Origin of the sequence: Paenibacillus koleovorans NBRC 103111, from assembly GCF_004000845.1 — a bacterium.
In the GTDB taxonomy this organism is placed as follows: Bacteria; Bacillota; Bacilli; order Paenibacillales; family NBRC-103111; genus Paenibacillus_AA; species Paenibacillus_AA koleovorans.
Genome location: NZ_BIMA01000080.1, coordinates 1 through 13,050, shown reverse-complemented (window position 1 = coordinate 13,050; position 13,050 = coordinate 1). Strand labels below are relative to the sequence as shown.

Annotated in this window: 13 protein-coding genes; all 13 read right to left on the bottom strand. The window is 53.9% G+C overall.

Annotation, left to right across the window (positions count from 1 at the left end; genetic code table 11):
* Positions 1–47 precede the first annotated feature (47 nt).
* Positions 48–668 carry a GyrI-like domain-containing protein gene (locus PKO02S_RS22320; protein ID WP_127586332.1) on the bottom strand — a complete coding sequence of 207 codons (621 nt, stop codon included), beginning with the start codon at positions 666–668 and terminating at the stop codon, positions 48–50.
* Positions 669–712: 44 nt separating this feature from the next.
* Positions 713–3,091 carry an alpha-L-rhamnosidase-related protein gene (locus PKO02S_RS22315; protein ID WP_164821608.1) on the bottom strand — a complete coding sequence of 793 codons (2,379 nt, stop codon included), beginning with the start codon at positions 3,089–3,091 and terminating at the stop codon, positions 713–715.
* A gap of 151 nt (positions 3,092–3,242) precedes the next feature.
* Entirely contained in the window at positions 3,243–3,404 is a 162-nt protein-coding gene (locus PKO02S_RS32525; RefSeq protein WP_164821607.1) for a hypothetical protein, read from the bottom strand.
* 146 nt (positions 3,405–3,550) lie between these two features.
* Positions 3,551–3,919, bottom strand: coding sequence for a DoxX family protein (locus PKO02S_RS22310; protein WP_127586328.1), 369 nt, complete (start codon positions 3,917–3,919; stop codon positions 3,551–3,553).
* 42 nt (positions 3,920–3,961) lie between these two features.
* Positions 3,962–6,217 (bottom strand): ATP-binding cassette domain-containing protein, encoded by a 2,256-nt coding sequence (locus PKO02S_RS22305; RefSeq protein ID WP_127586326.1) that lies wholly within the window; start codon positions 6,215–6,217, stop codon positions 3,962–3,964.
* A gap of 44 nt (positions 6,218–6,261) precedes the next feature.
* Positions 6,262–6,660, bottom strand: coding sequence for an SRPBCC family protein (locus tag PKO02S_RS22300; protein ID WP_127586324.1), 399 nt, complete (start codon positions 6,658–6,660; stop codon positions 6,262–6,264).
* Entirely contained in the window at positions 6,657–6,986 is a 330-nt protein-coding gene (locus tag PKO02S_RS22295; protein WP_127586322.1) for an ArsR/SmtB family transcription factor, read from the bottom strand. Before PKO02S_RS22295 ends, PKO02S_RS22300 begins: the two co-directional genes overlap by 4 nt.
* A gap of 143 nt (positions 6,987–7,129) precedes the next feature.
* Entirely contained in the window at positions 7,130–7,573 is a 444-nt protein-coding gene (locus tag PKO02S_RS22290) for a cell wall hydrolase (protein ID WP_127586320.1), read from the bottom strand.
* A 64-nt stretch (positions 7,574–7,637) separates the two neighbouring features.
* The gene (locus PKO02S_RS22285; protein ID WP_127586318.1) at positions 7,638–9,680 is read right to left on the bottom strand and encodes a Na+/H+ antiporter; all 2,043 of its coding nucleotides are present in this window, start codon (positions 9,678–9,680) and stop codon (positions 7,638–7,640) included.
* 149 nt (positions 9,681–9,829) lie between these two features.
* Positions 9,830–10,729: an S-layer homology domain-containing protein gene (locus PKO02S_RS22280; RefSeq protein WP_127586316.1), complete on the bottom strand. Its 900-nt coding sequence runs from the start codon at positions 10,727–10,729 to the stop codon at positions 9,830–9,832.
* Positions 10,730–10,834: 105 nt separating this feature from the next.
* Entirely contained in the window at positions 10,835–11,374 is a 540-nt protein-coding gene (locus PKO02S_RS22275; protein WP_246067199.1) for a TetR/AcrR family transcriptional regulator, read from the bottom strand.
* Positions 11,375–11,440: 66 nt separating this feature from the next.
* Positions 11,441–12,766 (bottom strand): MFS transporter, encoded by a 1,326-nt coding sequence (locus PKO02S_RS22270; RefSeq protein WP_127586312.1) that lies wholly within the window; start codon positions 12,764–12,766, stop codon positions 11,441–11,443.
* Between the two features lie 41 nt (positions 12,767–12,807).
* Positions 12,808–13,050, bottom strand: a 243-nt coding sequence (locus tag PKO02S_RS32935) for a hypothetical protein (protein WP_218033949.1), incomplete at its 5' end; no start/stop codon positions are given.

The following is a 13,050-nucleotide window of genomic DNA, read 5'->3' as shown; positions in this document are numbered from 1 at the left end:
GGTTTTGTCATATATCAAAAAGCCGATCTATCCGATCGGCTGCAGGTTCATTGGTGAACGGGAAATCTTAAGACGGTTTTCAGTTTGGAAGGTTCGGTTCTGCGGGGATCCGACAAATATATTTCGCGATGGATTTTGCTCGACCGGATGTAACCCTTGTCCGTGCAGAAGGCTTCCATTCGCGCGAAGCTGGCCGGCTCGTCATCGAAGCTTCCCAGATGCATCATTTGACAGCTCAAACCGTCCTCCACAAACTCGAACCGAACATGCTCCAGGAGCGGATTTGGCTTTTTCTTCTTCGCCTGTACCCGGTACCGCTCGAACAAAGCTTCGGTCAAAAAGTCAGGCTGGCGGATCATGATCGTATACTTGAGATTCGATTTGTCTGTGGCAGGTTTGGAGCGATCCACTAGATCCCATACACCCTCAAGCGGAAAAACCGTGTATTCGTAGTAATCCGCGGGTACATCATCGCTTTTGTAAGACATGCGCACCGCGTAACTCATGCTGTACAGAGCCTCAACGGCATTCGCGAAATCGTCCCCATTCGGGTCTCCGGATCCGCTCACCGTAATGAACGGAAGCTTCGGCACATCCACAATTTCCGGTATAGGCTTCGGCAAGTAGAGCGGTTTGAAATCTTTTTTGTAATCTACCTTTGGGCTCATGAACGGACATCCCCTCTGGATCTGGTGAGTCCATTTTCGCACCCTTATCCTAATTTTGCAAATTGAAACGTATTCCTGCCCGCGTTCAACGGATAACTAACATCAGCCCAAACCAAAGTGCCAGGCAGCCCAGGCGGCAGCACCGCTTCAATGAACCACTGCTGATTTTGCTGTGAGTACTCCAGTCTAACGTCAATCATACCTAGGGGGTGCGGGAGCTTGCCATGCAGCAACTCCATAGTCCCCGGCTGCGGGCGAATGACGACCGATGCGAATTCCATTGAAGCCGGCCGGATACCCAGCAGATTCGTATAGAAATGATAGATCGGATGCGCTCCCCATGCATGGCAGTCCGAACGAGTCTCGTCGAGGAAAATTTCCGGCGTCGTCTTCAGTCCTCGCTCTTCCATCCCAAGCCATGGCTCCAGTCTTGTCAATAACGAATCCGTGCGACCGACAGACGCCAACGCATCGAATGTATAGTGATCGAAATAAATGCTCGTGCGCATCAGCGCGCCAGGAGCATTCAGCAGCCTTTGCACAAGTTGACTCTTCAGGGCCGGCGAAAAGGATTCGCACAAGATGGCGAGTACCTGAGCATGCTCCGAATAGTACTGATGGCCGGTATCGTCGGCAAACAGCCCACGCGCCTCGCTCCAGAACAGCCGCTCAACAGCTGCGCTCAATTCCTTTGCCAGCCGTGCAGCTCTGGATGCTAATTCCGGTTCGTCCAGATAAACTTCCAGCTTGGAGACCAGCTCCAACGTATGAACCAACAGCAGATTGTATGCCGCATTCAACCGATCCAGTCCGTTAGGCGGCTCGCCTTCATGCCAAGCATCGGATGGCGCCGTTTGCCAGTCCAAGAAGTTCCACGACACCGGCAGCCGCACCGCTCCATTCATGTCTCGCTCCCCCATCAGCCGCTCCAACTCATCCCGAACGCTGGACATCATGGTACGAACCCATTCGCGGTCGCCCCGCCAGAGGGCATAATCATAAACCATCGCCGCCCACCAGAAGGAGAAGGACGATATATGTTTGCCGCCTTGATCCGGATAAGAACAGTTCACGAGGCCCAGGTGGTTATGCCGCGAAGCCCGGAACATGTCCAGCGCTTTGCGCGGCAACCGATCATCGAGCGTGCTTGTATAAGTAACTAGCGCCTGAATGCGCGTGTCTCCCACATACATGAGCTGCTCCCAATATGGGCAATCCATGTACGTTTCGTGCGCGCACATCTGCAGCGTTCGGAACGACGCGGCGATCGTGCGATTCAGACGAACATCGTCGCTACCCAGCGCCCCTTCCATTTCGAGGGGATATCTCGTCTCCAGCAGCCGAAGCTCTTGGAGGCATAGCGCCTCGCTCCCCGTCTCCACGATCAGCTCGGCATATCGTCCCGCGTGCCACCACAGCGTGTCGTACTTGCGACCCACTCCACCATCCGGACGGAATGTATCGCCGATGCCGCGAAACCATTTTCCTGCGATCTCGCCCCGGTTCGTCTTGCGGTGGCCTTGCGCCTCATCATAGAGGGATTCCTCCCAGTGAAGCCGGATGACGGAGCCTTTTCCACCCGAGACGACCAGCTCCGGATACAAACAATAATAATCACCCAAGTCAAAAATGACGCGTCTGCGAGTACAAGCCGGAACAAGAATCGACCCGCCATTGAGCCATGTTTGCCAGCCCGCATGCTCCTCTTCCAAATCACGTCTTGCCTCTATTGACTGACTGTCGGATTCCGCGATGCCAGCATCCTCGATGAAACGTACGGCACTAGGATAGAAGCGTTTCTCCTGCATAGCCGGCAAAGCTGCAGGTCGCATAAGACGCTGGGTCGAGGAAACATGGTAATTGTCCGTAGCAAGATATACTTTCTCGCCAAGCATCGCAGGTGACCAGCCGACGCCTTCCCCAGCCAAGGCATCCCGGTCGAAGGGGGAGCCGTCTATATCCAGCTTGGCTCCCGTTCCGATCCCTGAAGGCGTCGGGATGAAACGATATCCCGGCATCCGCTTCGCTTCCCATGGAGCAACTCCGGTTCCCATAAGCGGTGCGAGCGTTTCATCCTCCGGATGAAGCAGGAACCCAGGCTTCACGCTGACCTGAGCCCAAGGCTTATGTGGTCCCAGCGACCAACAGCGAGCTACCCATTGATGCTCCCCAACAGACAAATCCACCTCGTACGTCTCATAAAACCAATTGCAGCGATCGCCCCGTTCGCTTCCGCGGCCAACACGATTGCCGTCCAGGTACAGCTCATACCGTTCGTCTCCCGAAACAGATACCTGGATGCGAAGGGCTTCGCTTATCTTAAATTTGCAGCGATATCCAGTGACGAACGGGGGTTGCCCGGCATCTGCACAGGACACCCAACGACTTACCCAGCTTGCAGTTTGCTCCCACGGTTTGCTCATGCTCTCTCCTCCTGAAGTCCTCTCTCTACCAGGTTCATCATACGGATCAAACCGAGCTCCGGCAATGTACATTTTTCGTGTTTATCGCCGGATGTCCGGGGCTAACAAAAAAACCTTGAAAGGCGGTCTGCCCCTCAAGGTTTCTGTGTGATTAAGACTTCTTTATGATGTAAAACCCGTATTGTTCGATCTCATCGAGCGCCTTGCGGCCAAAGGACTCAATCAGCTCATCGGCTCGGATTTTGGTCCCTCCAAGAGTAAGTCCGTCCCAGCGCACAATTCTACCTTCCTTGACCAAATAATAATCGTCCATCGTTTAGCCTCCCAAATTATACGTTTTGGAAATCGGTTTGCGCCAGCGAACAGAACAAGAGTCTGTCTGCACTTATTTTACCATATTTCTGCAAAATAAAAAACCTAGCTGCGCACAACGAGGCATGCCAGGAAGCAGCGATGGACTCAAGAGAACGGACTCGCCATGTCATCCATAAACAACAAAATAACCCCAACCGAGAGCAACAAACAAATGAGTGCCGGAATCGCTTTGGTAATCGGCTCTTTCACCCGAATATGCGAGAAGCCGGCTACGATCATGGTGATCCCGAGCCATACGCCTGCCCATGCCGCCACTCCCGGGTACCAGTACCCAACAACGAGCCCGATAACGCCGATGAGCTGTACGATGCCGGTGACAATGCGGAACCATTGCGGAAATCGAATTTGCTCGAACAGCTCGATCTGATGTTTGACGCCTGCCAGCTTGCTGATCGCTTGATACGTCATGAAGAGCAGCAGCCAGCTCTGAATAATGATGGAGAAAATAAACATAGAAGTGAACCGCCTTCCAGAATGAAATAAATGGATGACTAGTTAGCGCAAGTAGTTGCCGGTAATCGACAGCTCCGAGTCCGCAATCTGCGTCGGCGTTCCTTCGAACACCACTTGACCGCCGCTGCTGCCGCCATCCGGTCCCATATCGATGATCCAATCCGCTTGGCTGATCACATCGAGGTTATGCTCGATGACGATGACCGTATTGCCGGCATCGACGAGGCGATTCATAATGCCGAGCAGCAGCCCGATATCCGACATGTGAAGACCGGTAGTCGGTTCGTCCATCACATAGATGCTGCCTTTCTTGTGCAGCTCGCTGGCCAGCTTGATCCGTTGGCACTCCCCGCCGGACAGCGTGCTTAGCGGCTGGCCAAGCGTAACATAATTCAGCCCCACATCGCTCATCGCCTGCAGCTTGCGTACGACATCCTTCAGCTCGAAGTAGCCCAGCGCTTGCTCTACGGTCATTTGCAACACTTCGGCGATGTTTTTCCCGTTCAGCTTGTACTCCAGCACTTCTTCCTTGAACCGTTTGCCGCCGCAAACCTCGCATGGCAGCTTCACGCTCTCGAGGAAAGCCAGATCGGTATAAACGACGCCAAGCCCTTGGCAGTTTTCGCAGGCGCCTTTGGAATTGAAGCTGAATAGACCTTGATTGACCTTGTTAGCGGAAGCGAATGCTTTGCGCACATCGTCCATAATCCCCGTGTAGGTAGCGGGATTCGAGCGTGTCGATACGCCGATCGCCGATTGGTCGATGACGATCGCATCCCGGTGCTGGCTGAGGAACACGTCGTTGATCAACGTACTTTTGCCTGAGCCGGCAACTCCGGTTACCACGGTCAGCACGCCGGTAGGAATGTCGACGCTAACATCCCGCAGGTTGTGCAGCGTCGCATGCTGGATGGGAAGCTGTCCGGACGGCTTTCTCGTCTCGGTCTTCAGCTGGAGCGGCCGTTTCATGTAATTCCCAGTCAACGTTCCGGATTCCAGCAGTCCTTCGAAGCTTCCCTCGAACACGATATTACCGCCGCGGCTGCCGGCATGAGGGCCGACATCGACGATATGATCCGCCAGCTTGATCACATCGGGATCATGCTCGACGACAATGACGGAATTGCCTTTGTCGCGCAGCTTCTGCAGCAATTCGTTCAGCCGATGCACGTCGCGGGGATGCAAGCCGATGCTCGGCTCGTCGAAAATATAAGTGACATCGACCAAGCTGCCGCTCAGGTGCTTCACCATCTTGACGCGCTGCGATTCGCCGCCGGACAGCGTATCGGTCTCGCGGTCCAGCGTCAAGTAGTCCAGTCCGATATCTACCAGATGCTGTAGACGCTCCGTCAACGATTTGATCACCGGCCCCGCGGCAGGATCGTCGATTTCCCGGATGACCCGGATAAGGCGGCCTACCTCCATGGACGACATCTCGGCGATGTTCAGTCCGTGAATCCTGCAGCTGAGCGCCGCTTGACTGAGTCTTGCGCCGAGGCAGCTGGAGCATGGGCCTTCGGAGATATAGGGCTCTACGGTCCGCTGCGTACGTTCGGACATCGTCTTGATATCGCGTTTGATATACTTGTTGGTGAATTTCTCGAGAATGCCTTCGACCGTAATATTCATCGCTTTACCGGCGAAATCCATCTCCACTTTTCTCGCCTTGGCGTACAGCAGCTGCTCGAGCTCCGCTTCCGAATAATCGCTCAGCTTCTTGTCGAGGTCGAACGTGCCGGACTGGACCACCATATTCCATTCCCAGCTGTTCACCGCATAATCCGGCAGCATGATCGCGCCTTCATTCAGCGATTTGGACATGTCCACCGCCTTGCTCATATCGACGCCCAGCCGACGGCCGATCCCGTTGCACTCGGGGCACATGCCCTGCGGATCGTTGAACGAGAACATATGCGCCTGCCCGACGAAGGGCTGTCCAACCCGGGAGAACAAGAGGCGCAGAATGGGAGCAATATCGGTAATCGTGCCCATCGTCGAGTGGGAACCGCCACCCAGCCGCTTCTGATCGACAATGACGGCCATGCTCAAGTTCTCGATCCCGTCCGTATCAGGCTGCGGCACGCGGGGCAAGAAATTGCGTACGAACATGCTGAAGTTCTCGTTCAGCAGTCGGGTCGATTCGGCGGCAATCGTATCGAAGACGATCGAGGACTTGCCGGAGCCGGATACTCCGGTGAAAATCGTGATTTGCCGCTTCGGTATGCGCAGCGACACATTCTTGAGATTGTTCTCTCTCGCACCCGAGATAACAATGAACTCCTGATTGGAATCGCTCATGCTACTTAACATCCTTCCCTTCTTGGTTGAGTCGCAAATTTGATTTAAGCTACCAACACCTGCTCGAAACCTTGGAACCAATTGCTCCAGCCGTAACGTGCGCCTTCCACACCGTGCGGGTTCGAGAAGCCCGTTTGATACAAGTTCAGGTTTACTTTCCCGTCTCCCAAATCTTGAAGCGTCCAGGTGACGGTGTGCGTCTCACCTGTAATTCCCCATGTATACGACAGCTTGTTAGGCTCGTCCACCAGGAGGACTTCCCCCGAAATAACGCCATCCCAATATTGGTTAGGCTCCGTCTTGAACTGAAAGCGATGTCCCACCTCGGGCTTGAAGTCGTTGGTCATGATCCATTTTGCCAATTTATCAGGATCTGTGAGCGCGGCCCATGCCTTCTCCATTGTCGTGGTGTATTGAAAATCCAATGTAAGCTCCAAGCTCATTTCTCTTCGTCCTCCTCAAGTAATTGGCCCAAGCGCATCATGTTCAAGGTCCAGAATCGGCTGTAGAACGCCACCCAGTCTTGAATTTCCCTTAGTGGCGATGCGTTCAGACGGAATAAGGTTTCTCGGCCGACTTTTCGGTCCTCGACCAATCCGGCTTCCTTTAATACGGTCAAATGTTTGGACACCGCCGTTCGGCCCATCTCGAAATGTGCCGTCAGCTCATGGAGCGGTAATTCCTTAGCCTCCGCCAACAGACGAATAAGCTCTCGCCTCGTTGGATCCGCAATCGCGTCGAATACATCCCGCTGATTGTTTTCGGTCACAACACCCTCTCCTACAAATATCGTGGATGGTTCAATCGGACACCATTTGGTGACTCTTTTATTATAGGCCACCGTTTGGTGTCCTGTCAAGAGAGCAAACAAAAAACCCAAGAGAGGCGCTCTTGGGCGGGTCATCCACAAAGTTAGTATGTGTTATATATGTTTTCGCATTCCTCAGCGGTCGGTTCGTAGAAGCAGTGGAGCTTCCACCGGCCGACGAGCGGCTGATTGTACCAAGTGGGCGGACACGGCAACGGATTGGCCGCGGTACCCGGACGAAAATACCATAATGAAAATTTGCCCGGCCAACTGCGCTCCCCGTTCACCGCGCGTTGCGCCAGCCGGCGTTCGCTGTCTCTGGCTCTCTGGTAGTACATCCCGTGCTGCAAGGCTTCAAATGCATGCGGTTGGTTGATCATCTGCGGGATCGTTCGGATATTTTTGAAATCAGAGCAATTCGCCCGAATCCGGTTGATCCCCACATTGCCGACGAGAAGCATCCCTCGCTCCCCTTCGCCTACGGCTTCGGCACGCAGCAATCTGGCCAACATGTCGATGTCGTTGCTTCTGGCTCTCACGACTGCCATTGGGTCACCTCGTTAGATTGTTCTAGACTCATCATATTGAGGAGGTACCCAATGTGTTACGCAGTCAACTCATTTCGTATAGTTCGATCTGCGACGCTTCCCGGTTGCGGATCATTCTGCGCAGGATGGCTGCGAGCTCACGAGAGATGTCGCCTTGCTCGAACAGCTTCTGCACCGCATCGCGCTCAGCCTGCACCGCAATCCAATGAAGCTCTCGCCGATGCTCGACGAACTCCTGGTCTCTGCGCTGCGAGCCTAATGTGAATCGGCGCAGCCGGTCCAGCATGTGCCGATAGTGATCGAGCACACCCTCCGCCGCTTCATCTCTCACCTGCTCGCAACGGGCGGACAGCTCGTTCACGACGGCTTGGGTGCACTGCATCTTCAAGGCGCGAAGCTCCGAACGATCGGGTTCGCTCGCGGAGAGCGCCGACTTGGAGCGAGCGGTCAACATGCTGGCTCCTTTCTTCAATCGGCGCCATATGGACTTGACCATGATCTTGCCTACACTGGTCCGATTCGCCAACAGCAGCTCGAGCTGCTCCAGCATGGATAAGTACGAGTCCGCTTCCTCTCGGCCGATTTGCCCGCTCTCCAAGCGGTTGTTGACATAATTACGCTCGATATTCAACGCCAGCAGCCGCACCTCCGCATCGTCTCTGCGAGCCTGCATCAAGCTCCTCATGCTTCCGCCTCTCTGCGCCAGCTGCTGCATCATCAGCTTGTAGTCGCCGATCACGCTGTTCACGGCCGCTTCGTTCTCTTCCGTGGTCGCATTTTGCAAGATTTTCACTGCCGAGGCCATCACTTCCAGCTGCCAAGCCCGCTCCAGCCGCTCTTTCTCGGCGGTATCCGAAGCGCTCGTTTTTTTGGCGAGGAGCGGAAGAAATATACTTGCGGCCAGCAGCGAGATCAGAATAACGGATGAGGCCAAGAACAAAATCAGATCACGCTGAGGAAACGGATCGCCATTCTCCAAGAACAGCGGAATGGAAAAGGCCGCGGCAAGCGTAATCGCTCCCCGAACGCCGGATAGCGAAGTGAGCATCAGCATACGGAAGCTTGGCCGCTTCTGCTCGGCATTTCCGAACCAACGTCCGCCCGAAGAGAACAGCAACGTCCAGACGAAGCGCAGCGCCAGCAGCATCACATAGATGAGGATCGCAAATCCGATAGCCGACCCGTTGTCGATGGCCGGATTGACGAATACCGTGCGGGACACATCTGGAATCTGCAGCCCAAGCAGAACAAACACGAGCCCGTTCAAAATAAACAGGATGACGGACCACGTCGGGTCCGAGACATTTTTCAAATTCGGCATTGTAAACGCCATTCGTTCATTCTCCACCGCATGGAGCAGCCCTCCCGCTACTGCAGCCAGAATGCCCGACACCCCTACTTCCTCCGCGATCAGATAAATCAGGAACGGAGTCAAAATTTGCAACAGCATATGCATCGTTTCGTCTTCGAGCCCGGCTCTTCGCAGCAGCTTGCGTACGATCGTGATCAGAACGGCCATCACAGCGCCTACCACGAGACCGCCAACGGCAATGACGACAAAGCTCCAGCTGGCTGCGGTCAAGGAGAAATACCCCGTCACCATGGCGGCGATCGCGAATTTGAAGGCGACCAGACCGGACGCATCGTTCATCAACGCTTCGCCCTCCAACAGTTGCTTCATTCTGGCTGGCAGATGGATGCGCTTGGACAACGAGCTGACCGCTACCGCATCGGTAGGCGACAAAATAGCAGCCAATCCAAAGGCAGCCGCTAACGGGATCGATGGAATGAGCCAATGGACGCTATACCCGACGATGCAGACCGTTGCGAACACCAGCCCCAAGGCAAGCAGCAAAATCGGTACCCGCAGCCGCCACAGCTCTCCTCTCGGCGCATGCATGCCGTCGTTGTAGAGCAAAGGCGCAATGAACAGCAAGAAAAACAACTCCGGCTCCATATGCAGATGGAGACCGATCGGCGCGATCACGAGAAGCGCGCCGAGCGCGATCTGAATTAGCGGGACGGGAATAAAAGGAATGAAACGATGCACCACATTGGAAAGTCCGATCAACGCCAGCAGGATCAGCACAATAATAAACACTTCCATACGAATACCCCCTCCCAGCTATATTAATACATTCCTCTCTGGTAAGGTAGTATGATCGCTGCACTTCCTTTTGATGTAAGCCGGACTTCATTAACGACGAAAAACCTGGTCGGAGTACTTCCGATCAGGTTTTCTTGAATAACTCGTTACTACTTCACGGCTTCCAGCTTTACTTCATATTTGGACGAAATGTATGTGACATCCGTCGGCGTCGTGATCACTTGTGCCGCCATCTCATCCGCAGCCGGATCCGTTAGCTTGTAACGGATAAGAGCTTGTCCGTCGACGGTGAACTGAATGCTGTCGATCGCGATCTTGTAGCCGGCAGTCGGTTTCTCTCCTCGGCTGATTGTCACTTTGTTGACATTCTCATTTACCTTTTCCACTTGGAAGGTTACATTCTCCGTTTGCACTGGCGTTTTCACCCCATCGATCGATTTCATAGCGTTATGAATCCAGGCGGCCGCTTCTCCGCGCGTAATGACTTGTTGCGGATTAAACTTTTCGTTAGCGTCCAGCTCGGCAATTTTATAATGGATCAGTCGCAGAATGCTGCCTTGATAGCTCGGTGTGATGTCTGCTTCATCCTTCAGCTCCATCTTGATGTTGATCATCGGCCTATTGAACATTTTCTGGAAAGCGGCATCCAGCCAGGAAGCGAACTGTTCCTTCGTTACCGTCCCATTCGGATTCACATCCTTTGGAATTTCAACACCGTTATAGAAAGCCGCGATGAATGCGTCCGAGTACCACTCGTTGTCTTTCACATTGGCGAACAGCTCAGAGGCGACCGGCATTTTAATAAAACGCATAGAATCCAAGTTGTAATCGAACGCACGGACGAGGAACTGGATGCCTTGCGCATATGTAAGGCTTGCTTGGGGGGCGAAGGTCTCGGCGTCCAAACCGCTCACGATTCCTTTCTGCTGCAGGCTCGTAACGGCCTCCGCTTGGGAGTGGTCCACATCGCGGAAGGCGAACGCTGTGCCGAACGATAAGCTGCTCATTAACATGGCTGCCGAAACTACTACCGCTAATTTTTTCTTCATGTCTGATTCCTCCTAGAAGATGGATCTTCCTTTTGGGAAGTCACAAACTAAACGGTAGTAGCTCGAAAAAGGTTCCAAACAAACAAAAAATTTGTTAGTGTATTTTTATTGTAAAGAGGAAATTGCGGTTGCGGCAATGCGTTGAAGCTTGCTTTTGTCCGTTGTCGTTCTGGCCAGGACGCGTAGTCCGATCAAGCTGTTGTGAAGGCTTTCCGCTCTTTCTCTTGCGTCATATGTTGTGGCAAATTCCCCGTTAGCTTGTCCTTTTCGGATCAGCTCCGTCAGATGTCCTTCAAGCCGGGCAAAGCTTTCTTGCGCCATCTGATCCACCTCGGGATCCCTAGGTGCAAGCTCGACCGCCATATTGACGATCAAGCAGCCCATCGATTTCACGTCATCACCGAGGACCAGGCCGAACAAGTTTTGCATCGATTGTTTCGCCGTTTCCGTACTGGCCAAAATGGTTTGAAACCGATCGTTTAGCAGCCTGCGGTACCGCTCGACCGCTCGTTGGAACAGCTGCCGCTTATCGCCGAACGTGTCATACATGCTTCGCCGGTGGATGCCCATACAATCGACCAGATCGTTGATGGATGTTTTCTCGTAGCCGTATTCCCAAAAATATCGCATCGCTTTTAGCAGCACTTGATCTTCATCGAACTCCTTTGTTCTGGCTATGGCTTAGACCCCCCTTTCAATTCCTTTATCCGGTCAGGCAAGCTCTCTTCTGCTTCCCAGTCTGCCGTATACGACCGCGCTGATAATGGTGAGAATCGCAATGACCGCAAGTCCCCATAGCAAGTTGTCGTACATCCGGCCGACCGACAAGGAGCTTTGCCACACGAGGGCGCTGCCGATGAGCGCTACTCCAAAGGCGCCGCTGAAAAACTGCAGCAGCTGGAATAGCCCCATCCCGGAGCCGACAAGCTCTTTCGGGAGCAGACGAGACATCTCGTTCTGTACGGCGCTTGAGATTGCTGTGAAGCTGACGCTGGTCAATATATAGATGGCGGCAATGGCATAATAAGAATGAATGGCGGTTAACGCCAGCAAGATGAGCGAGACTAGTAGCAGCCAAGGCAGGCTTCGCAGCAATACGCGGTTCCCATACTTGTCGATCAAGCGACCGACTCGGTTCGAGACGAGCATGGCAAGCAAGGCGCCGGGGAACAGCACGAGTCCTGTCGCTCCGGGTGCCAAGCCGAACAGTCGAGCCATCAGCTGCGGGGCGACGAACAGGAAGGCGAAGCTGGCCATGTACGCTCCGACGCCGATTCCTCCAAGCGCCAAGTACGGCTTATTGCGGAACAGCTTCGGCAAAACGAATGGATTCTCCACGACACGGATTCGTAAGATGAATAACACGATTGCGAGCACTCCGGCTGCAAGAGCTATCCAGCTCTTCGAAGTGAGGAACAGCAGTAACCCCGTCGTTCCAGTCCCGAGCAGGATCGCGCCGATGAAATCGAACGAGCCGCTTTCCGCCTTTTCTTTTGGCAACAGTCGCAGGAATACCGGTATCAGCAGCAATGTTACGCTTGTGATAACGAACAAAAAATGCCAGCCCAAGTATTGCACGATCGAGCCGCCGAATACGGGGCCAAGCCCCAAGCCGAGCGACATGGCGGATAACAACAGCGACATGGCGCCGCCACGGCGCGACACCGGGACATACCGCGTCAATAATACCATGCCGAGCGAGGGGATCGCACCTGCACCGGCTGCCTGGATCAGTCTGGCTCCGAGCAGGACCCCGAAGCCCTCGCTGAACAAGCCGACTACGGACCCTCCACCAAGCGATGCCAGTGCGATCAGGAACAACAGCCGGATCGGCACAAAATCGGACAGACGGCTGTATGTGATGGACGCTAGTGCAAATACGATCGAGTAGCCGGTCACAATCCACGACGCCGTAGACGGAAGCAGCTCGAATTGCGCCGCCACTTTGGGAAGCGCCAAGTTGAACATCATCGTATTCATAATGACCAGCACCAGTGTAAACCCCAGGATGGCCGTGACGGATCTTTCGTTTTTCATTGGGTTCGCCCTCCATGTTTAGAGTAACCACATTCTTGTGATCACTTTCGGGAATGATCGTTCTCATATATCAATGGTGCGATCATACCACATTGAGAACGATCGGTAAAGTATTGTTTGATTGGATAAGAAAAAACATGAGGGAAGATCTCTGATGGTCCTTGGTCGTGGCATTCCGTTAGCGCATCGGGAGGGCAGGAAGCAATGCTATCAAGGTTAGGGATTCCAACAGTGGCGAGTATGCGGACCATACGGCCCTTATTTGTGAACAAATTGGCTACTTT

Bases quoted from the DNA above. Each gene is read 5' to 3' on its own strand.
- PKO02S_RS22320 (WP_127586332.1), bottom strand. From the start codon at position 668: ATGAGCCCAAAGGTAGATTACAAAAAAGATTTCAAACCGCTCTACTTG.
- PKO02S_RS22315 (WP_164821608.1), bottom strand. From the start codon at position 3,091: ATGAGCAAACCGTGGGAGCAAACTGCAAGCTGGGTAAGTCGTTGGGTG.
- PKO02S_RS32525 (WP_164821607.1), bottom strand. From the start codon at position 3,404: ATGGACGATTATTATTTGGTCAAGGAAGGTAGAATTGTGCGCTGGGAC.
- PKO02S_RS22310 (WP_127586328.1), bottom strand. From the start codon at position 3,919: ATGTTTATTTTCTCCATCATTATTCAGAGCTGGCTGCTGCTCTTCATG.
- PKO02S_RS22305 (WP_127586326.1), bottom strand. From the start codon at position 6,217: ATGAGCGATTCCAATCAGGAGTTCATTGTTATCTCGGGTGCGAGAGAG.
- PKO02S_RS22300 (WP_127586324.1), bottom strand. From the start codon at position 6,660: ATGAGCTTGGAGCTTACATTGGATTTTCAATACACCACGACAATGGAG.
- PKO02S_RS22290 (WP_127586320.1), bottom strand. From the start codon at position 7,573: ATGGCAGTCGTGAGAGCCAGAAGCAACGACATCGACATGTTGGCCAGA.
- PKO02S_RS22285 (WP_127586318.1), bottom strand. From the start codon at position 9,680: ATGGAAGTGTTTATTATTGTGCTGATCCTGCTGGCGTTGATCGGACTT.
- PKO02S_RS22280 (WP_127586316.1), bottom strand. From the start codon at position 10,729: ATGAAGAAAAAATTAGCGGTAGTAGTTTCGGCAGCCATGTTAATGAGC.
- PKO02S_RS22270 (WP_127586312.1), bottom strand. From the start codon at position 12,766: ATGAAAAACGAAAGATCCGTCACGGCCATCCTGGGGTTTACACTGGTG.